This is a genomic window from Paraburkholderia sp. Ac-20336 (assembly GCF_017105025.1).
In the GTDB taxonomy this organism is placed as follows: Bacteria; Pseudomonadota; Gammaproteobacteria; order Burkholderiales; family Burkholderiaceae; genus Paraburkholderia.
Genome location: NZ_JAAGPS010000018.1, coordinates 22,697 through 47,078 on the forward strand (window position 1 = coordinate 22,697; position 24,382 = coordinate 47,078).

At 64.3% G+C, this 24,382-nt stretch carries 21 protein-coding genes; 12 read left to right on the plus strand and 9 right to left on the minus strand.

Going from position 1 to position 24,382, the window contains the following annotated elements; genetic code table 11:
* Nucleotides 1-77: 77 nt before the first annotated feature.
* Complete coding sequence (locus GXB81_RS09305; protein WP_167043364.1) at nt 78-908, minus strand: alpha/beta hydrolase; 831 nt, start codon at nt 906-908, stop codon at nt 78-80.
* 658 nt (nt 909-1,566) lie between these two features.
* Between GXB81_RS09305 and GXB81_RS09310 the strand changes: the two genes are divergently transcribed.
* A complete protein-coding gene (locus tag GXB81_RS09310; RefSeq protein ID WP_205988958.1) occupies nt 1,567-2,628 on the plus strand; it encodes a porin in 1,062 nt (353 codons plus the stop codon).
* Nucleotides 2,629-2,712: 84 nt separating this feature from the next.
* On the opposite strand, the gene GXB81_RS09315 is transcribed toward GXB81_RS09310, so the two are convergent.
* Entirely contained in the window at nt 2,713-3,675 is a 963-nt protein-coding gene (locus GXB81_RS09315; RefSeq protein WP_167043573.1) for a LysR family transcriptional regulator, read from the minus strand.
* Between the two features lie 115 nt (nt 3,676-3,790).
* Here GXB81_RS09315 and GXB81_RS09320 point away from each other — a divergent pair, with 115 nt between their 5' ends.
* From GXB81_RS09320 to GXB81_RS09345, 6 genes are read left to right on the plus strand one after another with little or no spacing between them, the layout of a single operon-like run.
* Complete coding sequence (locus GXB81_RS09320; RefSeq protein ID WP_167283228.1) at nt 3,791-4,642, plus strand: fumarylacetoacetate hydrolase family protein; 852 nt, start codon at nt 3,791-3,793, stop codon at nt 4,640-4,642.
* Nucleotides 4,643-4,671: 29 nt separating this feature from the next.
* Nucleotides 4,672-6,774, plus strand: a complete 2,103-nt coding sequence (locus GXB81_RS09325; protein WP_167283229.1) for a hydantoinase/oxoprolinase family protein — start codon at nt 4,672-4,674, stop codon at nt 6,772-6,774.
* On the plus strand, nt 6,771-8,558 hold the full coding sequence (locus GXB81_RS09330; RefSeq protein WP_167283230.1) for a hydantoinase B/oxoprolinase family protein: 1,788 nt from the start codon (nt 6,771-6,773) through the stop codon (nt 8,556-8,558). The genes GXB81_RS09325 and GXB81_RS09330 overlap by 4 nt, the downstream gene beginning before the upstream one ends.
* Before the next feature lie 8 nt (nt 8,559-8,566).
* Nucleotides 8,567-8,956, plus strand: a complete 390-nt coding sequence (locus GXB81_RS09335) for a hypothetical protein (protein WP_205988959.1) — start codon at nt 8,567-8,569, stop codon at nt 8,954-8,956.
* A 57-nt stretch (nt 8,957-9,013) separates the two neighbouring features.
* On the plus strand, nt 9,014-10,432 hold the full coding sequence (locus tag GXB81_RS09340) for an MFS transporter (RefSeq protein ID WP_205988960.1): 1,419 nt from the start codon (nt 9,014-9,016) through the stop codon (nt 10,430-10,432).
* Nucleotides 10,429-11,514: a GTP-binding protein gene (locus GXB81_RS09345; RefSeq protein WP_205988961.1), complete on the plus strand. Its 1,086-nt coding sequence runs from the start codon at nt 10,429-10,431 to the stop codon at nt 11,512-11,514. The genes GXB81_RS09340 and GXB81_RS09345 overlap by 4 nt, the downstream gene beginning before the upstream one ends.
* On the opposite strand, the gene GXB81_RS09350 is transcribed toward GXB81_RS09345, so the two are convergent.
* The 7 genes from GXB81_RS09350 to GXB81_RS09380 form a co-directional block, all read right to left on the minus strand.
* Nucleotides 11,511-12,860 (minus strand): cytochrome c peroxidase, encoded by a 1,350-nt coding sequence (locus tag GXB81_RS09350; protein ID WP_240159016.1) that lies wholly within the window; start codon nt 12,858-12,860, stop codon nt 11,511-11,513. The genes GXB81_RS09345 and GXB81_RS09350 overlap by 4 nt on opposite strands.
* Before the next feature lie 285 nt (nt 12,861-13,145).
* Complete coding sequence (locus GXB81_RS09355) at nt 13,146-14,840, minus strand: alkaline phosphatase family protein (RefSeq protein WP_205988979.1); 1,695 nt, start codon at nt 14,838-14,840, stop codon at nt 13,146-13,148.
* A gap of 291 nt (nt 14,841-15,131) precedes the next feature.
* Entirely contained in the window at nt 15,132-16,211 is a 1,080-nt protein-coding gene (locus GXB81_RS09360; RefSeq protein ID WP_205988962.1) for a porin, read from the minus strand.
* Between the two features lie 73 nt (nt 16,212-16,284).
* Nucleotides 16,285-17,664 (minus strand): MFS transporter, encoded by a 1,380-nt coding sequence (locus GXB81_RS09365; RefSeq protein ID WP_205988963.1) that lies wholly within the window; start codon nt 17,662-17,664, stop codon nt 16,285-16,287.
* Between the two features lie 139 nt (nt 17,665-17,803).
* Complete coding sequence (locus GXB81_RS09370) at nt 17,804-18,856, minus strand: aldo/keto reductase (RefSeq protein WP_205988964.1); 1,053 nt, start codon at nt 18,854-18,856, stop codon at nt 17,804-17,806.
* A 28-nt stretch (nt 18,857-18,884) separates the two neighbouring features.
* Nucleotides 18,885-19,367 (minus strand): aromatic-ring-hydroxylating dioxygenase subunit beta, encoded by a 483-nt coding sequence (locus tag GXB81_RS09375; protein WP_240159017.1) that lies wholly within the window; start codon nt 19,365-19,367, stop codon nt 18,885-18,887.
* Nucleotides 19,368-19,370: 3 nt separating this feature from the next.
* A complete protein-coding gene (locus tag GXB81_RS09380; RefSeq protein ID WP_167043579.1) occupies nt 19,371-20,627 on the minus strand; it encodes an SRPBCC family protein in 1,257 nt (418 codons plus the stop codon).
* A 118-nt stretch (nt 20,628-20,745) separates the two neighbouring features.
* Here GXB81_RS09380 and GXB81_RS09385 point away from each other — a divergent pair, with 118 nt between their 5' ends.
* The 5 genes from GXB81_RS09385 (at nt 20,746) to GXB81_RS09405 (ending at nt 24,341) form a co-directional block, all read left to right on the plus strand.
* Nucleotides 20,746-21,690, plus strand: a complete 945-nt coding sequence (locus GXB81_RS09385) for a LysR family transcriptional regulator (protein WP_205988965.1) — start codon at nt 20,746-20,748, stop codon at nt 21,688-21,690.
* A 127-nt stretch (nt 21,691-21,817) separates the two neighbouring features.
* Nucleotides 21,818-22,819: a 2Fe-2S iron-sulfur cluster-binding protein gene (locus GXB81_RS09390; protein ID WP_205988966.1), complete on the plus strand. Its 1,002-nt coding sequence runs from the start codon at nt 21,818-21,820 to the stop codon at nt 22,817-22,819.
* Nucleotides 22,820-22,887: 68 nt separating this feature from the next.
* The gene (locus GXB81_RS09395) at nt 22,888-23,202 is read left to right on the plus strand and encodes a non-heme iron oxygenase ferredoxin subunit (protein WP_205988967.1); all 315 of its coding nucleotides are present in this window, start codon (nt 22,888-22,890) and stop codon (nt 23,200-23,202) included.
* Nucleotides 23,203-23,250: 48 nt separating this feature from the next.
* Nucleotides 23,251-24,036 (plus strand): SDR family oxidoreductase, encoded by a 786-nt coding sequence (locus GXB81_RS09400; protein ID WP_167283237.1) that lies wholly within the window; start codon nt 23,251-23,253, stop codon nt 24,034-24,036.
* Nucleotides 24,037-24,095: 59 nt separating this feature from the next.
* Nucleotides 24,096-24,341 (plus strand): hypothetical protein, encoded by a 246-nt coding sequence (locus GXB81_RS09405; RefSeq protein ID WP_167043396.1) that lies wholly within the window; start codon nt 24,096-24,098, stop codon nt 24,339-24,341.
* The last annotated feature ends 41 nt before the right edge of the window (nt 24,342-24,382 follow it).

The window sequence follows — 24,382 nt, forward strand, 5'->3', positions numbered from 1 at the left end:
TAATGCAAATCCGGTTGTGATGCGTTTATGTGAGGCTCTGATGCGACGCGCTTATTTGACACACTTATTTGACGCACCTACGCGATGCGCTTGATCAGCGCGAGCAGTTCGTTCGCGACGAGTTCGGGCACTTCGAGCGGCGTCAGGTGGCGCGCCTTCGGCACCTCGGTCAGCGTCGAGCCGGCGATGCCTTCGTGCAGCGCGCGCGCCATCGCGGGCGGCGCCGCATAGTCTTCCTCGCCGACGATCACGCAGGTCGGCACGCGCAGCTTCGCCATTTGCGCGCGGCCGTCGTAGGCGCCCAGCATCCGGCCGGTCGCGGCGAACGCGGCGACCTCGTTGCGCAGGAACGTATCGACGCAGCGCTGCACGACGTCCTTGTGGGTCGCGCGGAACTCGTCACCGAACCAACGGGTGGTCTGGAACTCGACCAGCCCGGCGAGCCCTTCCTTTTCGGCCTTCGAGGCGCGCACGTCCCAATCCTTCGGCGCGGTTTCGCCATACCAGGCCGTCGTGTCGATCAGGCCGGCCGCACGCGTGAGCTCCGGGTACGTGCCCGCGAATTCGAGCGACACGCAGCCGCCCATCGACGCGCCGGCGATCAGCACGCCGCCGAAGTCGAGCGCGGTCACGACGTCGCGCACGTCGGCGGCGAACTGTGCGACCGTGTACGGGCCGGCCGGCTTGTCCGACGCGCCGTGCCCGCGGCAGTCGAGCGCGAGCACCGCCGCATGCGGCACGAGGCGTTCGACCACCGGCTGCCAGAACGCGCGATCCATGGCGAGCGAATGAAGCAGCACGACGCGCGGCACGCCGTCGCGTTGTCCGTAGAGGCTATAGCCGATGCGCGTACCGTCGCGCACGCTCACGTGCGACGACACGGCATCGCGTTCGATTGAGGCAGTCATCGTGAGGGAATCCGTTCGGTGAGAGAGGGGAAGGTCTTCGTGGGCCTGATATTGCGGGCGCGAACCGCGCGCCGCAAACGACGATCTTTCATGGGGGGCATGAAAAAGTTTCATCGGGGGAGCCGGTGTGCCGGCGGCATCCGGCAGTTTGCTGCCCGCAACTTTCGTGGCGGGCGGCCGGTACACGAACCGTAAGCTTTGCGACGCAGGGTGAACGTCGGTCGCCAGCACGGGCCTGGCCGACGCAGCCGCCGGCAAGATGCCAGCAAGATTAAGGACGCCCGCAGCGCCCTCTCCGCCATCGAGCGCCGCCGCGCAAGCAGAACAGCCGGCTGATGCCAGCCATCTCCCCTCAGGCATATCTGACATCACCGACCTGCACCTACCCGCACGGCACGGTGATTCATAAACTGCTTTCGCTCGCCCATCGAGACGCGCATCCGGGACTCGCATGAGCGCCTGCATCAGCGCATGACCACTGCCATGCGCCGACCGGCCGTCCATCGCGAACCAGAAGACCGAACCGAAACAGACAGAGGACGCCGATGACCTAGTCGGCACCCCATCCCATCTGACGATGGCTGCCATTGCGCGAACGCTGATCCCCTTCGCGACGATGTCTTGCGTTCAAAAAATAATTAATCAGGAGACTGAATCGATGTACAGACTCGAACGAACCACGGCGCGCGGATTCAAGCGCGCAAGCTGCTTCATGGCCGCATCACTGGCCTTGCTCAGTCATACCGCGCACGCCCAATCCTTCTCGGGTGGATCGTCGTCAGTCGATCTGTATGGCCTGATCGGCATGTACATCGACCAGTCGAAAGTCAGCACGACACCGCATGGAACGGTTCAGGCCGGCGGCGGCGGACTGACCACGTCGTATTGGGGATTGCGCGGCCGCGAGGACCTGGGCGGCGGCAATGCCGCGATCTTCGTGCTGGAAAGCTTCTTCCGTCCCAACACCGGGCAAATGGGACGCAACGCCACCGATGGCCTGTTTTCGCGCAACGCCTACGTCGGGTTCTCGACCCCATACGGCACGCTCAAGCTCGGCGAACAGACCACCCAGACCTACACCAATCAGATTCTCCTCAATCCGTTCGGCGCGTCGGTCGTCTTTTCTCCGCTGGTGGTTCAGTCGTACACCGCCGCGTACAACAATACGGTGATCGGCGATACGGTCTGGGACAATGTGGTCGGCTATTACAGCCCCTCGTTCCATGGGCTGACCGGCGCCGTGCAATACGGAGTGAGCAGCGTCACCGGCTCGCAGGGGCGCGACAATCTCGGCCTGCATCTGAACTACGAGAACGGCCCCGTGCAAGTCGCGCTCTCCGCGCAGCGTGTGCGCGCTGCGATAACCGCACCGGGCGCCGAGCAGTATCTGTATCTCGCCGGCGCGACCTACAACGCCAACTTCGCAAAGTTCTACGGCGCACTACAAACGACCAATACCACCACCGCGCAGGTCGGGTCGCATACCTATCAGGCGGGCCTGTCGATTCCCGTGACCGCCGTGTCGGTGATTCTTGCCGAATGGGCGCTCACCAGACAGCGTGCGCCACACGACAACGACACGGTCCACAACACGGGATCGGTCGCCTACGATTACAACCTGTCGAAGCGCACGGACGTCTACGCGGCCTACTCGTACGACAAAATTTCGTCAAAGCCGTCCGGCAGCACATACGGCGTTGGCATGAGACACACGTTCTGATCTCTGCGGGCCGGCGCCTCGGCCCCCACTACGCCGGAATCCTGAACAGTGCCGCCTGCGCCATTGCCGGCGGCCATCAACCCTTCACGAACGAACCTTTTTGCCTTTACCGCGCTCGACGGATTGGTGCTTGACCGGCTCGGTTAGCTGGTGCTCCCAACTGGCAATGATCGATTGCACCGCGTCGGCCACCACACGGCAGGCCGCGGAAAATTTGCCATGGCGCGGCAGCGCCAGCACGACATGGCGGCAAAGGTCCGGCTTGACGACCTGGCAGACCTGCAACTGCCCGCGCTGCACTTCCGCGGCAAAAGCATAAGGGCCGAGTACCGCATACAAACCCGGCGTATTGGCCACCAGTTCCTTCTGCGCGGTAAGCGAGTCGGCCTCGACCACGGCTTCCAGCCGGAAGCCGAGGCCGCGCGCGGTTTCGTCCAGCGCCTGGCGCCACTGGCCGGGCCGTCTCGGCAAGACCAGCCGCAAGTCGCGCAGGCGGATGAAATCGAGTGTGGCTTCGCGCGTCAGCGGATCGCCCGGCGCGGACACGAGGTAAGTGTGGGCCTCGCACAGCAGTTTCTCTTCGCGGCCACTCGGGCGCCGGAAACGGAACAGGATCGCCAGATCGACCGTGCCGCCGTCCAGCATGCTATCGAGCTCCGCCCCCTGGGCTTCCGCGATGCTCAGGCGAATCCCGGGATGCTGGGCCTGCAGCCGCGCAAAAAGACGTGTCATGAGCGGATGCGCGGCCGAAGGCAGGATACCGAGCCGCACCTCGCCCATCACGTGACCGGCATCGGCCCGCATCTCTTCGGTCAACTGTTCCGTCTCGTGCAGCCAGATGCGCAGCCGGGCAGCCGCGCGCTCGCCGAGTTCGGTCAGCACGACGCCGCGGCCGGTGCGGTGGAACAGCCGCCCCCCGCAATTCGCCTCGAAGTCGGCAACCTGCCGGCTGATGTGCGACTGCACGGTCTGCCGGCGCGCCGCCACCTTGCTCAGGCTGCCGGCATCGGCCACTTCGAGAAACAGGCGAACGCTGTCGAGGTTCATCGGGCCCACCTTCATCGGATATCACTCTCCAAGCATATCTGTCATCTCCGATCTCTGTCTAGGCGGAAGACGGGCGGATTTTTATAGTGCTTCCAACACTACGAAGGAGACAACCTTGAAACTCGCCAGCTTCCTGCTCGACGGCCGTGCCACCTATGGATGCGTAGAGGGCAGCGACTACCTCGTCCCGCCCCAATCCTTCCTCGACCAGCACCCCGACCTGCGCGCCGTGCTTCACAACGATGCACTGCAAGCACTCCAGCAATGCGCCACCGGCCAGGGCCGCCGCGTGGCCGCCAGCGCCACGCAGCCGCTGCCGGTGATCCCCAACCCCGGCAAGGTGATCTGCGTGGGCCTGAACTACAAGTCCCACGTGGCCGAGACCAAACGCGCCGACAGCGAGCACCCCTCGCTGTTCCTGCGCTTCACGGACACGCTGGTCGCCCACGACGACGCCGTGCTCCGCCCGTCGTTCTCGGAGCGCTTCGACTGGGAAGGCGAACTGGCCTTCGTGATCGGCAAGGGCGGCCGCTACATTCCGAAGGCGCAAGCGTTCGACCATATCGCCGGCTATGCGTGCTTCAACGACGTGTCGGTGCGCGACTGGCAGCGCCACACGCATCAGTTCACGCCCGGCAAGAACTTCCCCGGCACCGGCGCATTCGGCCCTCACCTCGTGACGGCCGACGAAGTGCCCGACGTCGCCGCGCTGACGCTCGAAACCCGCGTCAACGGCAACGTGATGCAGCACGCCAGCGTCGGCGACCTGATCTTCGACATCCCCGTTCTCGTCGAATACATCTCGACCTTCACGCCGCTTTCGCCCGGCGACGTGATCGCGACCGGCACGCCCGGCGGCGTGGGCGATCGCCGCGAGCCCCCTGCGTACATGAAGGACGGCGACACCGTCGAAGTCGAGATCACCGGCCTCGGCATCCTGCGTAACCGCGTCGCCGTTGCGAACTGACGCGCCTCATCTCCAACCTGGTCAACATCATGGCAAAGACATCCGATGCGGCAAGCGCCGCAGGCGGCAAGCTGCGTATCGCCGTCGACATCGGCGGCACCTTCACCGACATGGCCGCCTTCGACGAAACCACCGGCAAGCTGCTGTTCGGCAAGGCGCTCTCGACTCATGGCGAACTCGTCAAGGGCATTCAGGCCACCATCGACAGCGCGAATATCGACTGGCGCGACGGCCACCTGTTTCTGCACGGCTCCACGATCGCAATCAACACGCTGCTGGAGCGCAACGGCGCCAACACGGCGCTGCTGATTACGGAAGGCTTCCGCGACATCTACGAAATCGGCCGTGTCAACCGGCCCGACGCCTATAACCTGTTCTTCAACAAGCACCAGCCGCTCGTGCGCCGCTCGCTGCGCTACGAGGTGGCCGAGCGCCTGCGCGCGGACGGCAGCCTGCACAAGCCGCTCGACGAAGCCGCCGTGCGCGAACTCGCGCGCGAATTGCGCGGACAGCACGTGGAAGCCGTCGCGGTGCTGCTTCTGCACTCGTATCGCAACCCGGCGCACGAACAGCGGGTCAAGCAGATCCTGCAGGAAGAAATGCCGGGAGCGTTCGTCTGCGCCTCGCATGAGCTGAGTCAGGAATACCGCGAGTTCGAGCGCGTGTCGACCGCGGTGGCCAATGCCTATGTCGGTCCGCGCGTCTCGGCCTACCTCGGAGAACTGGAGAATCATCTGTCCGGCAAGGGCTTCGACGGCGACTTCTATATCGTGCAGTCCACCGGCGGCCTGTTCCCGGTCGAGCATGCCAAGGTCGGCTGCGTACGCATGCTCGAATCCGGGCCGGCCGCGGGCGTGATCGGCGCTCAGGCGCTGTGCGCGCAACTCGGCATGGGCGACGCGATCGCCTTCGACATGGGCGGCACCACGGCCAAGGCCGGCGTCATCAGCGAGGGGCGGCCGCTGACGACCGGCTCGGCGCTGATCGGCGGCTACGAGCGCGCCCTGCCGATCCAGATTCCGATGATGGATATCCACGAAGTCGGCACCGGCGGCGGTTCCATCGCCCGTGTGGAAACCGGCCATGCGCTGCGCGTGGGCCCGCAAAGCGCGGGCTCCATGCCTGGACCGGTGGCCTATGGCCGGGGCGGCGAGGAACCGACCGTGACCGATGCCAACCTGCTGCTGGGCCGGCTCGATGCCGAGCACTTTCTCGGCGGCGAACTCAAGCTGGACCTCGCAGCCTGCACGCGCCAGATGGCCGGGCGCGTCGCCGGCCCGCTGGGGCTCGAACCGACCGAGGCGGCCGACGGCATTCTGCGCATCGCGGTGACGCAGATGTCGCATGCGGTGAAGGCCGTGACCACCGAGCGCGGCCTCGACGCCGGCAGCTTCACGATGGTGGTGTACGGCGGCGCGGGTCCGCTGCATGCCTCGGCCATCGCACGCGAGATCGGGATTCGCCGCGTGCTGATTCCATACGCGCCCGGTTACTTCTCCGCCTACGGCATGCTGTTCTCCGATCTTCGCTACGACTACGTCCGCTCGGTGTTCCGCAAGCTCAACGACGTCTCGTTCGATGAAATCGAAGCGGCCTACCGGAGCATGGAAGACGAAGGCCGCGCCGCGCTGGCGCAGTCCGGCGTGCAGGCCGACGGCATCGTCATCGAGCGCGCGGCCGACATGCGTTACGTGGGCCAGGAGCATGCGGTGACGGTGGATCTGCCGATGGCCTTCTTCGAATCCAGAGACCGCGCGGCAATCAAGCGGCAGTTCGACGAACTGCACAAGGTGCGCTACGGCACCTCGGCACCGAAGGAGCCCGCCGACCTCGTGAGCCTGCGCGTGACGGTGCTCGGCACCATGAAAAAACCGCCGAAGCACAGCGTCGAACAAGGCACGGCAACGCCGGACGCGCTCGCGGTGCGCGCGGTCAAGCCGGTGTATTTCCGCTCCACGGGCTGGGCCAGCACGCCGGTCTATATCCGCGACCGCCTGCTGTCGGGCAACGAGATCGCGGGCCCGGCATTGATCGAGGAGCACGCCTCCACCACCGTCGTACAGCCCGGCGACTCGCTGCGCGTGGACGAACTCGGCAACCTGCAAATCGCCATCGGGAGCGACAGAACATGAGTACCCCCAACGAATCGAAAACCGTCGATCCGGTCACCGTCGAGATTATCCGCAACGGCCTTTATGCGGTCACCGAGGAGATGAAGACCAACCTGACCCGCACCGCCTACAACCTGATCATTTACGAAGCGCTCGATTTCACGGTGGGGCTGTTCACGAAGGAAGGCGACACGGTCTCGATCGGTCTCGGGCTGCCGATGTTCATTCGCGGCATGTCCGAGACCGTGAAAGCCAAGATCCGGCACTTCGGCTACGAGAACATCAAGCCGGGCGACATCCTCGTCACCAACGACGCCTATACGACGGGCAGCCATCTGAACCACTTCACGTTCACGATGCCGGTGTTCCACGAGGGCCAGCTCGAAGGCTTCACCTGCTGCATGGCGCACTGGCTCGACGTGGGTGGCACGCTCGGCAACGTCACCACCGACATCTTCAGCGAGGGGATCCAGATCCCCATCATGAAGTATCAGCGCGACGGCGTGGTCAACCAGGACCTCGTGGACATCATCGCGATGAACGTGCGTCTCGCCGAGCGCGCGCTCGGCGACCTGCGCGCGCAGATCACCGCGATCACCACGGGCGAGCGCCGCTACGTGGAACTGCTGCAACGCTACGGCGCCGACGCGGTGAACAGCTCGATCCGGCAGATCATGGATTCGAGCGAGGCCGTCGCGCGCAAGAACACGCTGTCGATTCCCGATGGCGTGTACGAGGCCGAATCGTTCATGGACGACGACGGGCTCGAAATCGGCAAGCGCATCCCGATCCGCGTAAAGGTCGTGGTCAGCGGCGACGAGATGACGGTGGACCTGTCGGACGTCTCCAAACAGGTGCGCGGCTTCTACAACTCGGGCTTTACCACCGGCATCGCCTGCGCCCAGGTGGCCTACAAGTGCCTGACCACGCCGACCGATTACCCGGTCAACGACGGCAGCTTCCGGCCGCTCAAGGTCATCATGCCGATGGGCACGGTCATCAGCGCCGAGCGGCCCTACCCGATGCGCGTATGGATGACGTTCCCGATGACGGTGATCGACACCATCTTCAAGGCGCTGGCGCCCGCGATTCCGGACCGCTCGATTGCCGGCCACCACGCGGACCTGGTGTTCCCGAACATCCACGGCATTTCGCCGGAAGACGGGCGGCTCTTCATCGTCGGCATCGGTCCGCTCGGCGGCGGCTGGGGCGCCAAGAGCAAAGAGGACGGCGTCTCGGTGACGGTCTGCATCAACGACGGCGATACCCACAACAGCCCCACCGAGCAGCTCGAAGCCAAGTACCCGGTGCTGGTCGAAAAGTACGAGATCCGCCAGGACTCGGCGGGCGCCGGCAAGCATCGCGGCGGACTGGGCGCGGAGATGGTCGTGCAGGCGCTCTCGCCGTTCACCGTCACGACGCGGATCGATCGCGTGCACTGCAAGCCATGGGGGCTCGAAGGCGGCGGCGACGCGATGGGTAACGGCCTCGCGGTGCGCCACAAAGGCGAGTGGAAGACCGACCACGCGAACGCCAAGATCTTCAACGTGCGGCTGGAACGCGGCGACGCGTACAAGATGCTGTCGGGCGGCGGCGGCGGCTTCGGCGACCCGCTGGAACGCGAGGTGGACAAGGTGGCCGAGGACGTGCGCGAAGGCTACGTCAGCGCGCGGGTGGCACGCGAAGTCTACAAGGTCGCGCTGGACTCCAACGGCGGCGTCGATCACGAGGCCACGAGCGCGCTGCGCAGCGGCACCGGCCACGGCGTCAACGGCTCGACCGACCTTCCGTGGGCCGGACAGTGAGTGCCGCCGTGACCGATGACCTGTCCGCGCGCGCCGGCCGTCTGCTCGACCTGTGGAGCGCCCTGGCCTTGCGCCATGTCGCTCTCGGCGCGGCCTGCGCGTGCGGCGCCGGCGGCGTGAGCCTGCGGCTGGAAGACTTCGAACTCGACATCGTGGACTACCTGCAGGACGGCGGCGAGCGCTGCGCCGAGGCCGAAGTCGCGGCCTGGTTCCGCGCTCGCCAGAGCAGCGCGCATGCCACGGGTGCCACGGATGTCGGTACGCAACCGTTACGTCAGTTGCTCGAAGACGTACAGGAAGCACGCGTTCCGCCCCCCGTCGCCGACTGGCTGATCCCGCGGCTCGAACGCACCCTGCACTCTTTCGCCGAGCTGCACGGATCGGGCACGGCCGGCTGACCTCGCCGAAGCACACAAAAAAGCGCGGGGCACGCGCCTCGCCAAGGAGACAACTTCATGAAAGCGGACGCGATCGCCGCGGTGTCGGGCCTGACCGACGCGCAGCGAACAGCCCGGTTGCTGTTTCGCATCGAGAATGTGCCGTTCTGCCGCTGGCACACGAGGGCGCGCATTGTCATGGGCAGCGCCACCTTCTTCGACGCCTTCGACGCGCTCTCACTGGCCTTCGTGCTGCCGGTGCTGGTGAGCTTATGGCATCTGAACCATGCGCAGGTGGGCTTCCTGATCGCGGCGGGCTATGCGGGCCAGGTGATCGGCGCGCTGTTCTTCGGCTGGCTCGCCGAGCGGGCCGGACGCGTGCCCGGCATTTCCATCGCCGTGGCGCTGATGTCGGCGATGAGCATCGCCTGCGCCTTCGCCGGCAACTTCCCGATGCTGTTCGCGCTGCGCTTCCTGCAGGGCATCGGCGTGGGCGGCGAGGTGCCGATCGCCGCGGCCTATATCAACGAGCTGTCGCAGGCCAAGGGGCGCGGGCGCTTCTTTATCCTGTATGAACTGATCTTCCCGCTGGGCCTGCTCGCGGCGGCCCAGGTCGGTTCATTCGTGGTGCCGACCTTCGGCTGGCGCTATATGTTCCTCGTGGGCGGCATTCCCGGGCTGCTGATCCTGCTGTTCATGGTCCGGTTGCCGGAATCGCCGCGCTGGCTGGCGGCGCGAGGCCGCTTCGAGCAAGCCGACGCCGTGATCGCGGGGCTGGAATCCAGCACGCCGCGCCGCAGCCTCGACCCGCAGCGCGATCACGCCGAGATCGAGGCGCGCCTGCAAGCGCTGATCGACGTGCAACAGTCGAGCACGCCGCAAAAGGGATCGTGGAAAGAAATGTTCTCGCCGGTGTACTTACCTCGCACGCTGGTGGTGTGGGTACTGTGGGCCTCGTCGTACTTCGTCGCCAACGGCATCAACAACTGGCTCCCGACGCTGTACCGGACCGTGTATCACCTGCCGCTGCAGCAGTCGCTGCGCATGGCCTCCATCACCAACGTGCTGAGCACCTGCGCGGTGCTGGTCTGCGCACTGCTGGTGGACCGCGTGGGCCGCCGCCACTGGACCGGCGCGTGCTTCCTCGTCAGCGGCGCGCTGCTCGCCCTGCTGGCGGCGCTCGGCGCGAGAAGCCCGTGGTCGGTGGCGATCCTGGCCTCGTCGGCCTATGCGGTGATGGGCACCACGACCGTGCTGCTCTACCTCTACACGCCCGAGATCTATCCAACCCGGATGCGCGCCATCGGAACCGGCCTGGCCACCTCCTGGCTGCGCGTGGCTTCGGCGGTGGCGCCGGTCGTGGTGGGCGTGGTGCTATCGGCGCAAGGCATCGGCGTGGTGTTCCTGATGTTCGCGGCGGCGACCGTGGTGGGACTGCTGACCTCCAAATACATGATCGAAACCAGCAACCGTGCGCTAGAGGAGATTTCGCCATGAGCCTGCCGGGCGGACACTTTTCGGCTTTGCTGGCCACCTCGCCGGCCGCGGGCGAACGGATTCCGGTGACGGTCCTCACCGGCTTTCTCGGCAGCGGCAAAACCACCCTGCTCAACCGCCTGCTGGCCCTGCCGGACCTGCACGGCACGGCCGTCATCGTCAACGAGTTCGGCGAGGTCGGCATCGACCACGACCTGATCGCCAGTACGACCGAAGATACCGTGCTGCTGGCGAACGGCTGCCTGTGCTGCGCGGTGCGCGGCGATCTGGTCGACGCACTCGTGCGCCTCAGCACGCGCAACGAGCCGGCGCTGCGCCAGGTGCTGATCGAAACGAGCGGCCTGGCCGACCCCGGCCCCATCCTGCGCACGCTCATGGGCGACGCGGCGGTGCGCGAGCGTTTTGCGCTGGCCGGCGTGGCCTGCACGGTCGACGCGATACTGGGCTCGGGGACGCTCGAACGCGAGCCCGAGGCCGCGCGGCAAGTGGCGGTGGCCGATGCGCTGTTTCTCACCAAGCTCGACCTGCTGAATGGCGCACCGCCCGCCGCCCTGCTGGAACGCCTCGCGGCGCTGAACCCGCAGGCTGCGTGCCACGCCGATCCGGTCACGCAGCCGCACGCGCTGCGCGGGCTGATGCGCGCCGCTTCTTGTTCCGATTCTTGTTCCGATTCCAGGGCCGTCCCCGCGGAACAGGCACCGCTTTACCGGTTGGCCGCCCGCCCGGCGCATACGGCATCCGACGCGCCACCCACGCACCGCGACGACATTCGCTCGTTCGTCATCGTGCGCGACGAGCCACTGTCACGCGAGGGCTTCGCCCACTGGCTCGATACCGTGATTGCCCTACGCGGCACGGACCTGCTGCGCGTCAAAGGCATCGTGCATCTTGCCGAACACCCCGAACAACCGATGGTGATCCACGGTGTGCAGCACCTGTTCCAGCCGCCGCAACTGCTGCCGGCATGGCCGGGAGCGGACCGGCGCACGCGCATCGTCTTCATCACACGCGGCATCGACGCGCAGGCCCTGGACGAATCGCTGAGTGTGCTGGCGCGGCGTCGCACACGCACCTCGCGCTAGTTGCCCGACGGCTTATACCCGTCGGTCAGCGTCTTCATGAAAGCGATGATGTCGCGGATATCCTGGTCCGTCATCGCCGGTTTGTCGCCCATCTTGCGGTCGAACGGCGCGTCCGTCACGTCGACGTTGGCCTGGTACTTCAGCGGAATGTCGTCGTATTTTTCGACCTTGCCTGCGGCATTCTTCGGGTAAATTCTGGCCGGATTCGTATTGCGCAGGTTATAGAAATCCATCACCTGTCTGAGGTCGTGATAGACGCCGTTATGGAAGAACACATGGCGCGTCGCGACGTTGCGCAGCGTCGGCGTGAGGAACATCGCGCAATACTGCGTCTGCTGCGCGATATCGGTACGAAACGGGCCGCAGACCCCGAGGTCGTAAAACTTCGGATTCCTGTTGGCGGGCAGTGCCCGGTTGCGCGGCACGCCGAGCGCTTCGTATTGCGTGTCGGTAAAGAGCGGCGGCAATCCGTCCTTGGTCGGCTGGCTCAGATGGCAGCCCGCGCAGTTCGCCTTGTCGGGATCGTTGAAAAGCTTCAGCCCGCGCAACTCGGCCTGACTGAGGCGAGCCTTGCCTTCGAGCCAGTAATCGTACTTGCTCGTGAATTCATGAAAGGACGCGTCCTCGAACTCGTAACGGGCGATGGCGAACATCGCTTCGGAAAGCGCGAGTTCGTGGTTGCTGAAGAGGTTGGCGCCAAATAGCTGCCTGAGCGTGCTCGCGTATTTCGAATGTTCCAGCTTGGCCACGATCTGGTCAGTACTGCTGTTAGCCATTTCAACGGGATTCAGCATCGGCCCGTCTGCCTGCTGCTGCAGCGAGTCCGCGCGGCCGTCCCAGAACAGGCCCCCTTGCGGCACTATCGCCGGCGCGGCGGGCGCGACGCCCGCCGTTTTCGTGGCGCGCTGCACGCCCTGTGCGGCGCTGGCCGCATCGTTCAAGTTGACCGCCGTATCCACGTCCGCCTGATCGGGCCCGATGCTGAACGGCGCCTGCCGGTAGAGATAGGCCAACGAGGGCGGTGGACGGTAGCCGGCCAGATTCATATGCGGGCCGCCGATCTGCGCCGACAGGCCGTTCGGCGGCCCATACGCATGCTGCGCGCTATGACACGAGGCACACGACTGTTTCCCCGATGCAGAAAGCGATGGGTCGTTAAAGAGTTGCCTGCCGAGCATCGCGACCGCGCTCAGCGGCGCCTCGGCCGGACGCACCAGATGCACGGGGTGAGGATTGTCCCCCGTGAAATTGGCCACGGCTTCGCCGGCGCTTGCAGGCATCGGCCCGGGATTCGAGACCGCATGGGCGGCTGCCGCGAACACACCCGGCACGACAAGGACGGCCATTGATAGTAGAAAGCGACGTACGGTCCGCGGCACATCCGCCGGGCCCGGTTGTTGGTTTGCCTGCAGATTGGACACCGATACGGAGTTCGAACGAAGACTCATGGTGAGGATTCTGGCGTCGACAAATAGAAAATCGAGCCAGCGAACAGACTGGCTCGAAGTGGGGAACGGCAAGCGCTCGTCATGCCGGTCGCGGACCTGCGTCGAGCGCGACCGGCCGAAGTCCGATCGTCCTGCACGGCTGCCCGATACCGTCATATCGGTATCAGGGCAGCCTGCACAGCGTCAGATTTTGGGTGCCTTGTCGACGACGAGGCCCGTCTGCGGATCGAGGAAGAGCGGGTGCTTGTAGCGGCCCTCGCCACGGCGATCGAAGTCGAACATGCCCATGATGCTGCCCGCGCTCGCATCGAACGAGCCGCCGCCGAGACGTTGACCGTCAAGCCAGTTGTCTTCGATGAAGCGGACCACCGACGTCTGGTCGATCTGCGTATGGTCGACGAAGTTCTGCTTCGCCCACGGCGAGATCACGACGAACGGAATGCGCGTGCCCGGACCACAGCGGCCGTTCACGGGCTTGTTGTTCACACCGTTGCGCGCCGAACCCGTGCCGCAGATTCCCGAGCCATTCAGCTGATCGGCGACCGAATCGAACGACGCGCTCGTCGGCAACGTATAGGCATGGTCGTACCAGCCGTCCGAGTCGTCCCACGCCACGATCACGGCCGTATCGTCCCAGTCCTTCTGCTGCTGCAGGAAGTTGACGACCTTCGTGACGAAAGCCTGCTCGTCGAGCGGGTCCGAATAGCCGGCGTGAGCGTCCTGGTAGGCCGGGGCCTTGAGGAAGCTGACCGCCGGGAAATTACCCGCGCTCACCGAGTTGAAGAAGTCGTCGGTATCGTACTGGTGATTGGCGGGGTCCGGCGTGCGACCGTCCTTCTCCGTGCTGTGACCGATCGCCGCCATCGAACTCGGGCGCAGGTGCTGCGGATTCGACGTCGACGCGAAGTACTGGAACCAGTTGTGGTGCGGAATATAGTCGGCCGTCGCCGCGCCGACGACCGGCGACATCGTGCTGCGCAGGCACCCGGTCGTGCCGTTGCTGTTCACCGTGGAAAGGTTGAAGCCGCCCATGAAGCCGCCCCAGGTGATGTTGCGCGTGTTCAGCAGGTCGCCGATATTCTTGCCGGTCATCATGGCGGAATCGGTCTTGCTCGAACAGGTGTCGTAGCCCGGGTCGACGTCGTTGATCATCGTGAAGCCGTTCTGGCCGTCATTGACGTAGTACGAGCCCGCGACCGAGGGCTGCTTCGTCGTCGCCACGATCTTCATGCCATTGGTCTGCCCCGCGACCACTTCGAGCGCACCCGGTGTCGAAGGGCCGTAGGTCGACGTGTAGGCGTTGTCGCTCATCGCGAAGCGTTGCGCGTAATTCCACAACGCGGTCACCGTGTTGCCGTCGAAGTAGCCCATCACCTGGCCCTTCGTGCCGAATGCGCCGATCCCGCCGGTCGTGCCATTGCCCGTGTATTCCGGGAAGAGATCGGCCGCGCCGTTGTCGTAGGCCTGCTGCTCGGCCGTATAGGCGTGGTTCTGGTCGGCCGTGGCCGCCTGCGTGCGGTCGAGACGGAACGGATTGAATGCCGCCGTGCCGTTACCCGGATTCGTGGCGTTCGGGTTGTTGGTCAGCAAGGCGCCGGACAGACCGTTCACCTGCGGCGTGCCGGCCTGCGCGTGAAATGCCGGCTCGCCCGGCAGGTTGGCCGCCTGCGGGTAAGTCGCGAAGTAATGGTCGAACGATACGTTCTCGCCGTAGATCACGACCAGATGCTTGATCGGGGTAGCCGTGCGAATCTCGTCATGCCGGTCGTTCCGGTCGTTCCGGTCGTTCCGGCCATGATCGTCGTTATCGCCCCATGCAACGGTCGATGCGAATGCCGAGACGGAGAGTAAACCAAGTGCTAGATGGCGCCATTGCATGTCGTGCTCCTCGCTGAATTCGTATTGATTGGGGATGACCACGAAGCCTGCGCGGGCAACGATCAGATTCGCACCGGCGTACACCGGTGTGCGCATGTCATCGGGATGCGGGGACTACGCGGCGAATAGATTAGAGCATCGGGATATGAAGGCTCGGCGTCCGATCCCTTGCAAAAAGATTTCGTTGAAATAATCGGACAAAATCGATCAGGTATCCGATGCGTCGCATCGGCGGCTTCCACCGCCGTCCCGGCCTGGGGAAATCCCTTGTATTCGCCCGATGCATACCCGTTAAAAGAAGTGATGCACGCCGATACGAAACGCGGTCTGATTCGGGCTATCCGACGGCGCAAGCAATGGCATCGCCGCATTGCCGACGCCATCGGCATGCTGATAGGTCACCTGTGCATACACGACGGTCCTTTTGGAAAGGGCGTAGACGTTGCCGATACCCAGTTCGGCATAGCGCGTGCCCGAAAGCCACGAAAGGTAACCGCCAACCGTCACGGTATTGGCCGCCGTCGCGTGATAGTCCGCACCGAGTTCCGCGGTTCTCATACGAGCCGATTGGGTGTCCGTCGAAAGATTCACCTGTGTCAACACGCCGTGCAGGTCGAATCTGGGTGTGGCCTTGTAGAACGCCGACAAGCCGAAGATATCCTGCTTTCGCGCGACGAAGGTCTGCCCCCCCGCCAGCGGCTGCCCAAGAAACGACGTCAGGCCGAGCCCCGATACCAGCGCAATCGCGTGATTGCGCCAGCTGCTGTAGACGGCCGACGCACGCAACGGCCCCTGGGCATAGACGATATCCGCGCTTACCACCCGGCCCGGTTGCGTGGTGGAATCGGCGAAACCGTACAGCGTGCTCGCGCTGAATCCATCGAACGACGGCGTCGTGTACTTCACGGAGTTGTTGATCGAATCGCCGACGATTCCCAGATTGTCGAGATTAGCCGGATGAAACAGATAAAACGTGTATTGCAGGCTGCCATTCGAGTTGACGCGCAACGCGTCCGCGGCGAGATCCAGTTGACGGCCCAGCGTCAGCGTACCGAAACGGGAACTGGATAGTCCGACCCAGGCAAAATGGCTGAACGCCTGACCCGCAATCGTCCCTTGGCCCGTATTCGACTTGAAGCCGTTTTGCAAGGCGAATAGCGCCTTCAGGTCGCCGCCCAGATCTTCCACGCCACGCAGTCCGAAGAAATCGGGCACGGCAACCGGGCCGAGCGTCGCAGTGCCATGTCCCATGTTGTTGGTGTTGTAGGTGATGCCTTCATCGATGCTGCCGTAAAGCGTAACACTGCTTTGCGCATAGGCGCCGGTTGCCAGCATGCTCGACGCAAGGAGCGCCAGAGTTCGTTTTCTCATTGTCCAAGGTCTCCTCTTCTATTGTCTGAAGCACCGGCTTGCATCCCTGTGACCGGTGCGGAGCGACGGCGCGTTACACGTCCTCGGGCAGCGGTTTGCCGACGGTTTCCGGCAAGAACGGCGTGAGCGACAACCCCACGAGATAGATGAAGCCCACCGTCACGGCGGCGTGGCCGTAGCCGCCGAAGCGCGCGATCAGCGTGCCCGCGACGAGCGGGCCCGACCACGCGAGCAAACGCGGCACGTTGAAGCAGAACGCGATCGCCGTGCCGCGGATGCGTGTCGGATAGAGCTCCGGCAGCCAGGTCGGCATCCACGTGTACTGACCGAGGCTGAAGAAGCCCGTCACGGCCGAGACCAGCAGCAGCATCCCGATGTCGTGCGTCCACATGAACAGCACGGGCGTCATGACGAGCGCCATGCCGAAGAACAGGAACGTCACGCGCTTGCGGCCATAGGCATCGGCGAGAAAACCGAGCCCGATATAGCCGGCAATCGCGCCGACGTTGTACGCCATGCCCGCGAAACTCGCCCAGCGCGCCGCGGACAATCCCGCGTGCGCAGCCACCGAACCGATATAAGGCGGCACCCAGGTGGAAATGCCCCACCAGCCGAGCGTCGTCGTCAGCGACATGAATACCGCGATCAAAGTACGGCGCCGCAAGGTCGGTTCGGAGAACAGATCGACGAGCGTAAAGCGGCTCAGCGCCTGTTCGTGGCTCGATACCGCGCCGCCTTGACGCTTGAGTCCACGGATTCTCTTGCGATCGTCGTTGACGCGCTCCCACTGCTCGGACTCCGGAATATTCGAGCGCATCCACAAGGTGACAAGGCCGGGCAGCACGCCGAGCAGGTACATATAGCGCCACGCAAGCTCGCCCGCCTGACTCATGAAGAGCCACACCAGCGACGCGACGAAAAAGCCCATGCCGAGCCCGCATTGCATGAGCCCCGCTCCCTTGCCGCGATGGCGGTCCGGCCAGAGTTCGGCCGTCATCGCCGTGCCCGTGGCCCACTCCGAACCCATCGCAAGACCGACGATCAGGCGCAGCACCACGAACGACTCCCAGTTCCACGCGAATGCGCTCAGGCCCGTGGTCAGCGAATAGGCGAGAATCGCCAGCATCATCATCCGCTTGCGGCCGATGTAATCGGTCAGCACGCCGCCGACCAGACCGCCCACGCCCCAGCCCAGCAGCGTCAGCGCGATCACGAGGCCCGCATAGAAGGGAATCTGCGCCTGCATCGCCGGCTCGAGCAACTGGCGCAGCGCGATGCCGACCGTCAGGATCAGTGTGTAGGTTTCGTAGCCATCGAACAGCCAGCCGAGGTTCGACGCGCATAGCGCATTCCACTGCTGACGATTGAGCGAGCGATACCAGGCTTGCGGCGCCGCGCCGCCCGGCGTGACACCGGACGGGCGTTGCCCGGGTGACCCTGCGGGGTGTTGCATCGATTGTCTCCTTGATTCTTTTTATGTCGCCCACGTAGGCGGGCTACGGCGCAAGCGGCCCCACGCGAAGCATCGACGGGATCGTTTCTTTTCCCGCGGTGCGTGGTACGTGGTGTGCGGTGCCGTTGCGGTCAAGCCGTCAGCTATGACCGATCACAGGATGCGGCTCATAAGGCGCTTCGAGTTCCGCGATCTCGTCGGCGGACAGATTCACGTCGATTGCCGCGACGGCGTCCTCCACATGAGCTTGCTGCGTTGCGCCGATCACGGGTGCCGTCACGTTCTTGTGCAAAAGCCAGGTGTACGCGAGCGTCGCGTGACTGAGGTTTCGGCGCGCGGCAAGCTCGCCCAGTCGGGTCAGCACACGCGCATCGCTGTCCCGGCAGTAGTACTTCTGCGCGACGTCGTCGGTTCTTGCCCGCAGGGTCGCCGCGTCTTGCGTCGAGTCTTGCGTCGAATCCTGTACCGCCGCGTCCGTCTTGCGGCGGCCGGAAAGAAATCCGCGCGCGAGCGGACTCCACGGAATCACCGCGACACCCTGATCGCGGCACAGCGGAATCATTTCGCGCTCTTCCTCGCGATACGCGAGGTTGTAGTGGTTCTGCATGCTGACGAACGGCGTCCAGCCGTTCTCGCGTGCGATCTGCTGAGCCTTGGCGAACTGCCATGCCGCCATGCTGCTTGCGCCCAGGTAGCGCACCTTGCCGGCCTTCACGATGTCGTGAAGCGCTTCCATGGTCTCCTCGAGCGGCGTCTCGTAGTCGAAGCGATGGATCTGGTACAGGTCGATATAGTCGGTCCCGAGCCGGGCGAGGCTCTGGTCGACAGCATGCAGAATGCGCTTGCGCGACAGGCCGTCCGAGTTGGGTTGCTTCGGCGGTTTCGTCCCGCCCGCGGCACCGCCCTTGAACGCCATCTCGACGGGATAGAACACCTTCGTCGCGATCACCGCTTCGTCGCGGCGGCAGAATTCGCGCACGAATTGGCCCGTCAGTACTTCGGACTGTCCCGCCGAATACATGTCGGCGGTATCGAAGTAGTTGATCCCGAGTTCGACCGCGCGTTGCACGATCGGACGCGATGCGGCTTCGTCGAGTATCCACGGCCGCCATTGCGGCGTTCCATAAGACATCATGCCCAGCGCGATGCGGGAAACGGCGAGGCCGCTGTTGCCCAGCTTGACGTATTTCATCGTGACGTTTCCTTCGGAGCCTGCCGGCTCAGATCGGGTAGATGATCGAGTTGCGAATCCACTCGCTGTCGAATACGCAGGCGCGCGTCCTGAACTTCAGGCCGTCCGGCGTGCGCGCGAGCGTGTCGATGTAGCGGCCCACGTTGAAGAGTTCGGAAAACGTGTCGCGCTTCGTACGTAGCACGAGATAGTTCGCCTCGGCGTGAATCTCGTTGGCGTCGGCGGAGAGAATGCGCGGCGCCGAGACGATGTGCCGCTGATAGTAGGGATCGTGATAAAGCGTTTCACGCACCCCGTAGACGCGATCGCGCAGCATGCCCTTGCCTTCGAGCCACATGATGCAAAGCGGCAGCTTCGCGTCGAAGTTCTCGCGCGCCTGAATGCGATAGTCGCAGTCGTCGACGAAGAAATCAGGCCAACGATCGAACTCGCCCGCATCGACGCACGCGCTGTATTCGCTGTGCAACGCCATCACGTCGAGCAGGTCCATTTGCGGATTGGTGTGCTGCATGGGTCAGATCTCCATCAACTTGCGCCAGTACGCGTACATGCCACGCAGCACGTTCTCGGTAATCGTGTGGGTCGATTCGCTCCAGTCGCGTCCGCCCTGCTCCGCAATCGTCACGCGCCCGCTATCGCCGCTGTCGTACGATTCCTGGCAGAACTCGAGCACTTCGCCGTCGTCCGCGGAGACGTAGCCCGCCGGGCCGAACATGTTGGCCTGGCGCATCCGGCGCGTCTCCATCTCGGCGTCGTCGTCTTCGAAGCCGAAGTGCGTCCAGACGAAATCGAACGCCCCCGTGCCGCGCGGAATGATCTGCCGCATCGACATGCTGTTCGACTGCTGCTGCACGATCAGATTGGGAAAGAGCGTCAGCATCACGACCGTGGGGCCGTTCCACCAGTCTTCCTGCGCGATGTCGATAATGCGTTCGTCGTTCAGGTGCATGTCGTCCTTGAAGCTGTGCAGGCCTTCGCTGACATCGCCCTTGCCCGTCGCCTCGCGGGTCGACTCCATCGCGCCGTGCCGGCCATGTGCATCCGTCACGATGCGCGACTTCTGATCGCCGCGAATCAGGCCGAACATCAGAAACCAGGTATGCAGGAGACCGACGTGATACGGGTCCTTGATGTTCTCCTGCATCAGCTTCCAGTTGCCGGGAATGCGCTGGCGCGCGTGACCGTGAATCTTCAGCTTGCGGCCGTCGAACGTGCGGTCGAAGTAAGGCAGGATCTGCGGACCGAGATAGTCTTCGAGCGGCTCCACGTCGTGATCGAACGACGCGAATATCACGCCGTGACGTACCGCGACCTTGAGCTTGTTCAATCCGTGATTGGCCGGTTTGAAATCGGCCGGCATGCCGCCGCGTATTTCGCCGTCCTTCTTGAGTCCGCGTCGGAACGGCACGCCCGTCAGATTGCCTTTGAGGTCGTACGTCCACTGGTGATACGGGCACAGGAACTCTTTGCGGTTGCCGGTGCGTTCACGGCAGAATGCCGCGCCGCGATGCGCGCAGATGTTCTCCACCGCGCTGACGGAACCGTCTTCGTTGCGCGCCAGAATGACGGAGCGCTCGCCGACCCAGGTGCGCTTGAAATCACCGTGGTTCGGCAATTCGGCTTCGAGGCCGACGTAGTTCCAGTGCTTGCCGTAGAAGATTCGCTCGAGTTCGCGGCGATAAACCGACTCATCGGTATAGACCCAGAACGGGATGCGGCTCGATCCTTCGTCCTTCCATTTATGAACGAACGAAATCGGAACGGATTCCATGCTCATGCGTTGTCTCCTGTCGTTGTTGCTGGAAACATGATCGGCGAGAGCTCGCCGCCGACCAATAAAGGCCCGCGAATGCACGATATAATCGCCAGCAATATCGGGGGCGAGACTGATGGAATTACGCAATCTGGATCTGAACCTGCTGCTGGTACTTGCCGAACTCGTGCGGGAAAAGAGCGTCTCGAAGGCAGCGGAGAATCTCGGCATGTCGCAGCCCGGCATGAGCAATGCGCTGAACCGGCTGCGCGCGCTGCTCGGCGACGATCTGCTGCTGCGCACGGGCCGCGGCATGCAGCCCACGCCCTACGCCGAGCGGCTGGCCGGCCCGCTCAACGAAGCGTTGCGGCTGATTCAGGGCGTCGTCAACCTGGAGATGGATTTCGATCCGGCGACGAGCGATCGCAGCTTTACCATTGCGATGACGGATATCGGCGAAATCGACTTCCTCGCGAACCTGATGCGCGCGCTCGAACGCTTCGCGCCGAACGTATCCATCAGCACGGTCCGCAAGGACGAGCCCAATCTGAAGGACGAGCTCGAAACGGGCGCCGTCGATCTCGCCATCGGCTGGCTGCCCCACCTCAACACCGGCATGTTTCAGCGCCGCCTCACGTCGAGCCAGTACGTTTGCGCGTTCCGCAAGGGCCATCCGCTCGACAAGGGCGGCGTGACGCTCGAAGAGTTCGGGCAGGCCGATCACCTCGTGGTGCTGGCCGCGCATACGGGGCACATGATGATCGAACACGATCTGGAGCGCCTCGGCGTGCGCCGCAACGTGAAGCTGCGGATTCCGCACTTCGCGGCAGTGGGCCATATTCTCAGCGAGACGGATCTGATCGCGACGCTGCCGGGGCGGCTCGTGAACCGCAGCATCGTGCCGTTCGATCTCGCGTGGGCGCCGATGCCCATCAAGCTCGAAGCGATCCCGCTCAACGTATTCTGGTCCGCCAAATATCATCGCGATCCCGCCAATCAGTGGCTGCGCTCGATGATGTTCGACACGTTCAGCGAAGGCGCGCCGCACGTGCCGACCGAGCAGACCGTGCCGCTGCCGTGAGACGGACCGGTGCACCGGGTCACGCACATATTCAGCGTGCGAATATCGTCCATTCCGGGCACGTAGTTCCTGCCTGACAGTCTCCCGCTTAAGATCGCCAAAAACAGATCTAGAGGCGGAGACATTCATGCAGTTGCACGTGCAACCCACCGGACAGTCGATCGGCTTCGCATCCGGCGACAATCTGCTCGACACCTTGCGGCAGGCGAGCGTACCGATTTCCTATAGCTGCTCCGCGGGCCGCTGCGGCACCTGCCGGTGCACGCTGATCGACGGGTCGCTGCAAGTCGGAAGCGAGCACATCGACTCGCCCTCGCAAACCGTGCTCGCGTGCCAGGCCTCGCTGACGGGCGATTGCACCATCGCCATCCCCGAGCCCGACGAGATCGTCGTGCATCCCGCGCGCATTCTGAAGGGCACGGTCGAGTCCATCGATGCCCCCGTGCATGACGTGCGCATCGTGCGTTTTCGCACGAACCGCCCGCTATCGTTTTCGCCGGGTCAATTCGCGACGCTGCAGTTCGGGCCCGGACTCGAACGGCCCTATTCGATGGCTTCCGTCGAAGGCGACAATCTGCTCGAATTCCACATTCGCATCGTCCCGGGCGGCACTGTCAGCCGGCATGTCGCTAACGTGCTGCGGCCCGGCGATACCGCGCGGATCGGCGGCCCGCTCGGCACCTCCTATCTGCGCCGCACTCACGACGGCCCGATCATCTGCGTCGGCGGCGGCACGGGGCTCGCGCCCGTGCTGTCGATCACGCGTGCTTCGCTCGAAGCCGGCAATCGCCGGCCGGTCCATCTGTACTTCGGCGTGCGTTCCGAAGAAGACCTGTATGGCGCACAAACGCTTGCCGATCTGCAACGACGCTATCCGAATCTGCTCGTGCAAATCGTCGTCGCGAGCGGTCCCGCGCAGGAAGGGCATCGCGCGGGACTCGTTCCCGACGCGATCGCCGCCGACTGGCCAGGCGCTGATGATCTGCTCGATTTTCGCGGCTATGTGTGCGGTTCGCCGCCGATGGTCGACGCCGTGACGGCGGCGCTCGTCGCGAGAGGGCTCGATCCTTCGCGCATCTACGCCGACGCTTTCTTCACGCAACCCCCAATCGCCACGCAACCGGCGTGACATCACCCATCCCAACACACAGGTTCAACACACAGGTTCAACACAGGTTCAATCAGGAGAACATTTCCATGACAGAAGGCTGGATCGACGTAGCGGCGCAAGCCGATCTGCGCGCCGACGACGTCGTCGCCGTCAAGGCGGGCGGGCACGAAATCGCACTGTATTCGATCGACGGTGAGGTGTACGCGACCGACAACATCTGCACACACGGACATGCCCGGCTGTGCGACGGTTTTCTCGAAGACGGCGAAATCGAGTGCCCCTTGCATCAGGGACGCTTCGACGTGCGCACGGGCAAGGCGATGTGCGCGCCGTTGACCGAAGATCTGCGGGCGTTTCCGGTCAAGATCGTCGACGCGCGCGTGATGGTGCAGATCGAATGAATCGCGGTCGCGGTTGAAAAAAACAAAGCACGTCCCCCAGGAGACAGCATGGAATTGAATCTGAAGGACAAGGTCGCGATCGTCACCGGTGCGAACCGCGGCATCGGTGCCGGCGTCGCGCGCCAGCTCGCACAGGAAGGCATGCAGCTCGCGCTGGTCGCACGCGATGCCGCGAAGCTCGACGCGACCGCCGCCGCCTTGCGCGAACACAGCGGCGTCGACGTGCTGACCGTCGCTTGCGACCTGCGCGAGCGCACGGCCGCGTCCGCCGTGGTCGAGCAAACGCTCGCCCGGTTCGGGCGTCTCGATCTGCTCGTGAACAACGCGGGCGCGACCCAGCGCGGCGACTTCTTCGAATTGACCGACGACGACTGGCAGGACGGTCTCGCGCTCAAGCTGCACGGCTACGTGCGCATGACGCGCGCGGCATGGCCGCATCTCGCGCAGACGCAGGGCACGGTCGTCAACATCGTCGGCGTCGGCGCATGGACCGGAATCGGCGAGTTCACGATTGGCGGCGTCGTCAATGCCGGGCTGATCAACTTCACGAAAGCGATGGCCGATATCGGCAAACGCGATGGCGTCCGCGTGTGCGCAGTCAATCCCGGGCGTATCAGAACCGACCGCCTTGAACGCAACATCCAGCGCATTGCCCAGAACGCCGGCGTGACACCCGATGTCGCCACGGACCGGTTGCTCAAGGAATGCGGCATCAACCGCTTCGGCTCTCCGGACGAAATAGGCCAGGCGGTGGCATTCATGGCATCGGCGGCGGCATCGTTCGCGCAGGGCTCCATTCTCGATATCGACGGCGGCGAAACGCGCGCCATCTGACAAACAGAGGCCGGCGGCGCTCGCGCACCGCCCTTCTCCCTTCTCCACCAGGAAGAACGATGGATTGGCACCTTGAAACGGGAAGCGGTATCGGGCAGCAACGCAAAACGCGGCCTGCGCAGAATGACGGGCTAGCAGGCTTTCACGATGACGGCACGTTCCCGGCAGACGACGATGACGTGCACGACACGCATAACATCGCCGGCTTTATCGAACTGTTCTATCTCTGGCGCTGCATGAACGGAACGCACGAAGCGTCGATGTCGCGGTTCGAATTATCCGCAACGCGTCTCGTCGCGCTGTAACGGCCTACCTTGCAAGCACGGCTTGCCGTGCACGAACCTCT